The sequence below is a fragment of the Rugamonas brunnea genome (assembly GCF_014042345.1).
Taxonomy (GTDB): Bacteria; Pseudomonadota; Gammaproteobacteria; order Burkholderiales; family Burkholderiaceae_D; genus Rugamonas; species Rugamonas brunnea.
On record NZ_JACEZT010000015.1, the window covers coordinates 135,632 to 142,538 of the forward strand.

At 66.8% G+C, this 6,907-nt stretch carries 5 protein-coding genes; 2 read left to right on the forward strand and 3 right to left on the reverse strand.

Annotation, left to right across the window (positions count from 1 at the left end; translation table 11 throughout):
• Nucleotides 1–23 precede the first annotated feature (23 nt).
• Both H3H37_RS20305 and H3H37_RS20310 read right to left on the reverse strand, forming a co-directional pair.
• Nucleotides 24–986, reverse strand: coding sequence for a Bug family tripartite tricarboxylate transporter substrate binding protein (locus H3H37_RS20305; protein ID WP_182165902.1), 963 nt, complete (start codon nt 984–986; stop codon nt 24–26).
• Between the two features lie 89 nt (nt 987–1,075).
• Nucleotides 1,076–2,140, reverse strand: a complete 1,065-nt coding sequence (locus H3H37_RS20310; RefSeq protein WP_182165904.1) for a porin — start codon at nt 2,138–2,140, stop codon at nt 1,076–1,078.
• A 240-nt stretch (nt 2,141–2,380) separates the two neighbouring features.
• On the opposite strand from H3H37_RS20310, the gene H3H37_RS20315 reads away from it, so the two are divergent.
• The gene (locus H3H37_RS20315; RefSeq protein ID WP_182165906.1) at nt 2,381–3,079 is read left to right on the forward strand and encodes a response regulator; all 699 of its coding nucleotides are present in this window, start codon (nt 2,381–2,383) and stop codon (nt 3,077–3,079) included.
• Entirely contained in the window at nt 3,080–4,600 is a 1,521-nt protein-coding gene (locus H3H37_RS20320) for a sensor histidine kinase (RefSeq protein ID WP_182165908.1), read from the forward strand.
• Here the strand turns inward: H3H37_RS20320 and H3H37_RS20325 are convergent.
• Complete coding sequence (locus H3H37_RS20325) at nt 4,578–6,458, reverse strand: methyl-accepting chemotaxis protein (RefSeq protein WP_182165910.1); 1,881 nt, start codon at nt 6,456–6,458, stop codon at nt 4,578–4,580. The two genes, H3H37_RS20320 and H3H37_RS20325, sit on opposite strands and share 23 nt — an antisense overlap.
• Nucleotides 6,459–6,907 lie beyond the last annotated feature (449 nt).

Here is a 6,907-nt window from a genome sequence, read left to right on the forward strand (position 1 = left end):
CTTATTCTTGTATTCCTGGTTGGCTAGCGCACCAGCCCCAGTTCGCTGGCGCGCTTGCCGTATTCATCGACTGCCTTCTTCACGTAGGCCGTCAGCGCCGGTCCCGTCAGGCTGAACGGATACAGGCCGTAGCTGGCGCGGGTCTGCGCGAACTGCGGGCTGGCCAGCACGCGGTCGAAGGCGCCCACCCACTTGCGGTAATCGGCCTCCGGCACTTGCGGGCCCATCCACACACCGCGGATCACCGGCCACACCACGTCGAAGCCCTGCTCGCGCGCCGTCGGTATCTTGGCCAGCACGCCCGGCAGGCGCTGCTCGGACAGCACGGCCAGCACCCGGGTGCTGCCGCCGGTCGAATACAAGGTCGCTTCCGACGCGTCGCCCGACACCACCTGCACAAAGCCCGCATGCATGGCGGTGAACGCTTCGCCGCCGCCCTCGAGCGCCACGAAACGCAGCACCTTGGGATCGACGCCGGCCGCCTTCACCACCAGCGCAATCTTCAGCCAGTCCTGGCTGCCGATGGTGCCGCTCACACCGATCAGCACCTGCTCAGGATGGTGCTTCAAGGCCGTCACCAGCTCGCCCAATGTGTGGTAGGGCGAATCCGCGCGCACTGCGATCATGCCGTAGTCCGCGCCCAGTGCAGCCACCCAGCGCACATCGTCCGCCTTGGCCTTGCCGAACTTTCCCTGGGCCAGATTGAGCAGCGAGCCGCCCGAAAAAGCCACCAGCGTGTCCGGCTCGGCGCGCCGCTGCGACACCAGCGCATGCCAGGCCACGGCGCCGATCCCGCCGGGCAGATAGCTGATCCGCATCGGCGCGCCGCCATGTTCCGGCAAGGTCTGCAAGCCCTTCTGCGCCAGCTTGCAGGTCAGGTCCATCGCGCCGCCCGGTTTGGAAGGCACGATGCATTCCGTGCCCGCCGCCTGCGCCGCCGTGCCGGCCATCAGGACGGCCAGCCATGCCAGCAAAATAGTTTTCATCGATGTGTGTATGGTAGTGGGCGCCAGCTTTCAAAGCGCTTTCAAATGCCGGGGGCCATGCAGAAAAACATGGCCCCGGACGGCCCGGATCAGAAGCGGTGCTGGATGCCCGTCATGAAGCCGCGCTGGGTGTCGGCGAAGCCGGCGTCGTCGCGCGACAGGCCGGTCAGCTGGCCGTTCTTGGCCTTGGCGTAGGCGGCGGCCACGTACAGGTCGGTGCGCTTGGAGAGCGCGTGGCGCAGGCGCGCCACGTACAGGGTGGGATCGGCGTCCTTGCCGGCGGCCACGTTCTTGACGTTCACGTGGTAGATCGCGCCCGTCAGCGTGTTGACGGCGTCGAGCTTGTAGACCACGCCGCCCCAGGTGGTGGTGGCGTCGACATCGGGCGTCAGCGCCTTGCCGGCCACCAGCTTGTAGTCGCGCACCACGGCCGTCAGCTTGACCGGGCCGTTCTCGTAGTTGGCGCCCAGGTGCCAGACCGTGGTCTTGTCACGGTTGCCGGTGGCGACCACGGTGTTGCCGTTGACGCGCTCCCAGGTCGCCATCACGCTCACCGGGCCGGTGCTGTAGGTGGCGGCGGTGGAGAACTTGGCGCTGTCGTTGGCGCCCGTGCTTTGCTCGCCGGCGCCGTAGGACGCGCCGAATTTCAGGCCGCCAGCCGAGACGGAATACTTGATCATGTTGTCCCAGGCCGTGGTGAAGCCATACTTGCTGGGACCGGTGGCCGGGCCCGAGGTGGCCCACGAGTAGAACGGCGCGAAGCCCATAGGATCAAAGTGGATCACGGTGTCATACACGCTGGTGAAAGAGCGGCCCAGCACCACCCGGCCAAAGGCGCCTTCCAGGCCCACGTTGGCCTGGCGCTTGAACAGCACGCCGTCCGAGGCGCCGGTGTCCATCAGGATGCCGCCTTCCAGGTTGAACACGGCTTTCAGGCCGCCGCCCAGGTCCTCTGTGCCGCGCAAGCCCCAGCGCGACGTGTTCATGCCACCCGAGGTCACGCGGGTCATCGCACCGCCGCCGGCCTTGGCGTCGCTGGCGTAATCCACGCCCATGTCCAGCAAGCCATACACCTGCACGTTCGATTGCGCGTGCGCGGCACCGGTGGCGCCCAGCAGGGCCACGATAGCGAGGGACAAAGAGGATTTCTTCATGTGTGTCTCCGGTAAATGTAGTTTTGAAGTTCGTTATAAATGAAGCATCTGATCGACAATCAGGCTCCCACTATAAAATTCGCTTCCTTTCATTTGCCTTTCAGTCCTGACAGGTTAGTCCAGCCGCAGGCCTCCCTGTCTCCACTACACCACAAAGCGCCGGCGCCGCCGCGCGAACCGTGCGCCGGCGCTATCATGCAGGTCTGACACTGAACTTTTTTGATCGGATTGGCAAGATTTATGCGCGTTTTGTTAGTAGAAGACCACACCGAGCTGTCCCGCTGGCTGTCCAAGGCCCTGCGCGACGCCAAACTGACGGTCGAATGCGCCGACAACGGCGCCGATGCCGACGCCCTGCTGCACACCCAGGACTACGCGCTGGTGATCCTGGACCTGACCTTGCCGCGCATGGACGGACTGGAAGTGCTCAAGCGCCTGCGCGCCCGCCCCGCCCCGCGCGGCCAGACCCCGGTGCTGATCCTGACGGCCCGCGGCGGGCTCGATGACCGCGTGCAGGGCCTGAACCAGGGCGCCGACGATTACCTGGCCAAGCCGTTCGAACTGGCCGAACTGGAGGCGCGGGTGCGCGCGCTGCTGCGCCGCAGCGTCGGCAACGAGGCGCTGGTGCACCACTGCGGCGCCCTCAGTTTCGACACCGTCACCCGCTGCTTCAGCTACGGCGGCGCCGCGCTGGCGCTCACGCCGCGCGAACACGCCGTGCTCGAAGCGCTGATCTCGCGCTCGGGCCGCGCCGTGTCCAAGGAAAAGCTGTTCGACGAAGTGTTCGCGCTGGACGACGACGCCAACCTGGACGCGATCGAACTGTACATCCACCGCGTGCGCAAGAAGCTCGACAATGGCGCGCCCGACGCCGCCGTCATCACCACGCTGCGCGGCATCGGCTACCTGCTGCAGCCGCGCAGCGCCGTCGGCGGCTAGATGGCCGCGCGCCCGTCCCGCCTGGCGGCGCTGCGGCGAAGGCCCGGCGCGGGCGCCCCGCTGGGCAGCCTGCGCGGCCAGTTGCTGCGCTGGTTGCTGGTGCCGCTGATCGTGCTGGTGGCGCTCAACGCCATTTCCGTCTACCGCAACGCGACCGACGCGGCCGACATGGCCTACGACCGTTCGCTGCTGGCCTCCACGCGCGCGCTGGCCGAACGGGTGTCGGTGGTCAACGGCAAAGTGGTGGCCGACGTGCCCTACGTGGCGCTCGACAGCTTCGAAACCGACACGCTGGGCCGCATCTACTACAAGGTGACCGGCATCCACGGCGAGACCGTGTCCGGCTACGACGACCTGCCGCCGGTGCCGGCCAATGTGCCGCGCTCGCAAGCCTATCCGGCGCTGGTGCGCTTCTACCACGCCAACTACAACGGCCAGCCGGTGCGCATCGCCGCGCTGCTGCAGCCGGTGTATGACGACTCCATGCGCGGCATCGCCCTGATCCAGGTGGGCGAGACGCTGGACGCGCGGCGCGGCCTGTCGAACCAGATCCTGTTCGACACCTTGCTGTGGCAGGCGGCGCTGCTGCTGGCGCTGGCGCTGCTGGTGTGGTTCGCCGTGCGGCTGGTGCTGCAGCCCCTGATGCGGCTGAAGCTGGAAGTGGAAACGCGCAGCCTGAACGACCTGTCGGACGTGGACCCGGCGTTGGTGCACAAGGAAGTGCGGCCGCTGGTGGCGGCCATGAACACCTCGATGGCGCGGCTGCAAAGCCTGATCGCCAGCCAGCGCCGCTTCATCGCCGACGCCTCGCACCAGCTGCGCACGCCGCTGACGGTGCTCAAGACCCAGGCCGAACTGGCGCTGCGCGAATGCGACCGCACGCAGGCCGATCCCGAGCAGATGAAGACGGCCCTGCAGGACATCGTGCGCAGCATCGCCGCCACCACCGATTCCACCGTCAACCTGGCCAACCGGCTGCTGACCCTGGCGCGCATCGAGCACGGCGGCCAGGGTGGCGACCACGCGGCGCTGGCGCCGGTGGCGCTGCGCGACGTGGCGCGGCAGGTCGGACTGGAACTGGCGATCGCCGCCGTGACCAAGCAGATCGACTTATCGCTGGAAGGCGATGCGCCGGCCGTGGTGCAAGGCCAGCCCCTGCTGCTGCACGAAATGGTGGCCAACTTGGTGGACAACGCGCTGCGCTACTCGCCGCCGGGCGGCACGGTGGCGCTGCGGGTGACGGAAACGGCGGACGGCGCCACGCTGGAAGTGGAAGACAGCGGCCCCGGCATCGCCGCCGCCGAGCGGGAAAAGGTGTTCGCGCCGTTCTACCGGGCCTCGGCCACGATGGAGCGCAATCCGGGCGGCGCCGGCCTGGGCCTGGCCATCGTGCGCGACATCGCCGCCCTGCACGGCGCCACCGTCACGCTGGCCGACGCGGCAGGGCCGCAGGGCTTGCTGGTGCGGGTGGCATTCGCAACCGCGTCAGCCAGCCACCTCAGCCCCGCTCATCGAGCTTGAACACACTGACCACGGCCGCCAGGTTGGCCGCCTGTTCCTGCAGCGAGGCGGCGGCCGCCGCCGCTTCCTCCACCAGTGCCGCGTTCTGCTGGGTGGTGCTGTCGATTTCCGTCACGGCCAGGTTGACCTGGGCGATGCCGTCGCTCTGCTCGTGGCTGGCCGCCACGATCTCGCCCATGATGCTGGTCACCTGCTCGACCGAGGCGACGATCTTGGCCATCGTGGCGCCCGCCTCGTCCACCAGCGAGCCGCCGGCATCGACCTTGACCACGGAGTCGCCGATCAGCTCCTTGATCTCCTTGGCCGCCGCCGCGCTGCGCTGGGCCAGGTTGCGCACTTCCGACGCCACCACGGCGAAGCCGCGCCCCTGCTCGCCGGCGCGGGCCGCTTCCACCGCCGCGTTCAGAGCCAGGATGTTGGTCTGGAAGGCGATGCCGTCGATCACACCGATGATGTCGACGATCTTGCGCGAACTGTCCTTGATCGAGGCCATCGTCTCGACCACGCGCCCCACCACCGCGCCGCCCTGGGTGGCATAGCCGGAAGCCGACTGCACCAGTTCATTGGCGTGGCGCGCGCTGTCGGCGTTCTGGGTCACGGTGGCCGTCAGCTGCTCCATCGCGGAGGCGGTCTGCTCCAGGCTGGAGGCCTGCCCTTCCGTGCGGGCCGACAGGTCCAGGTTGCCGCTGGCGATCTCGCGCGACGCGTGGGCGATGGTCTCCGTGCTGTCGCGCACTTCGCGTATGGTGCGGTTGAGCGAGGACACGAAGCGGTTGAAGGCGTTGGCCAGCAGGCCGATCTCGTCGCCCGACTCCACCGTCATGCGGCGCGACAGGTCGCCATTGCCGTCGGCGATCTGGCCCAGCATCTGCGCGGCGCGCGCCACCGGTGCGGCCATGGCGCGGCTCACCAGATAGATGATGAACAGGCCGATGCCGCCGCCCACCAGGCCGCCCACCAGCGCCGCCAGCAGCACGGAGCGGGTCACCTGGCCCAGCACCTCCTGCTCGGGCACTTCCGCGATCACGTACATATTCAGTTCCGGCACGAACGATGCGGCCACGATGCGCTTGCCGTCGGGCGCGCGGTAGCTGGCCGTGGCGAATTGCTGGCCGCCCAGCAGCTTGGCGCTCACCTCCTCGCTAAAGCCAGGCAAATCCTTCATGAAGTGCTTGCTGTCGGCCAGTTGCGGATCGCGGTGCACCAGCAGCATGCCGTTGGGTCGCACCAGGTAGACGAAACCCGACTCGCCGATCTTGTAGTTGCGGATGCTCTCGGCCAGCTTGTCGACGGACAGTCCGAGGCTGCCCACGCCGATCTTGCCGTCGCCCGCGTCGAAGCGGGTGTTGATGAACACGTTGTAGGTGGTGCTGCCCTGTTCCTTGTCCAGGTTCAGCGTGTAGGGCTTGCCGCTGGCGAGGAAGCCATAGAACCACTGGTCCGATGGCGCGCTCTTGTCGACCGTGCGGCGGAAGCCCTTCTCGTCATAGTATTTACCGGTGGCGGCCGACACCCAGGACACGGACGCCGCCTTGCTAACCTTCTTCGCGCTTTGCGCATAAGCCATCCAGGCCGCGTCGCCGCTCTCGGGCAAGCCGGCCTTTTCCCACTCCAGCAGGAAGGTGTTGGCGCTGATGGCCAGCGCCGACGCCACTGGCTCGCCGATCTGGCGCAGGATATCGTTGCGGATCTCGCCCACCACGGCCGGCAGCTCCTGCCCCACCACGCGCGCGCGGATGGTGTTGCCCGTCATGACCACGCTGAGCGTTGCCGACAGCGCCAGGAACAACAGCAGGCAAAAGGCCATGCTCGACATCAGCTTTTGCTGGATCGACAGGCGGCGTAAGAATTCAGACATGTGCTCTCCCCCGGAATGTGAATTGGCGCTCTGACGGCGCTCACCATGACTGCGGTACTTCGCTGGCCGAGCGCGGACAACACGCCGGCCATGATGCATTCAGCGTAATCGACTTCCATTCTTAATTGCAACAATCTGGATTCATCGGGAACCGTCGGCGGTCCCGCCATCCGCGGCGCCCGCACCATTGCTGCCCGGGCGCCCATGACGTACGCCATCCTGGATAGCCGGAAGGCAATAGTCACTATCACTTTAGCGTGATGAACTGCGTTGCGCCACTGCCGCATGCGCCGTCCGGTCATGCTGTGGTTTTACGGCCAATAAAAATCTATGGTCACCCTCTTTTTTGCAAGCTGATTTTTTGTATGCTGTAAGAAGGCTCGCTTAAATCTATCCGGCGTCTAATTGGAGATGTACTCCGCGCCACGATGAGAGTCGCGCCTGTCGGT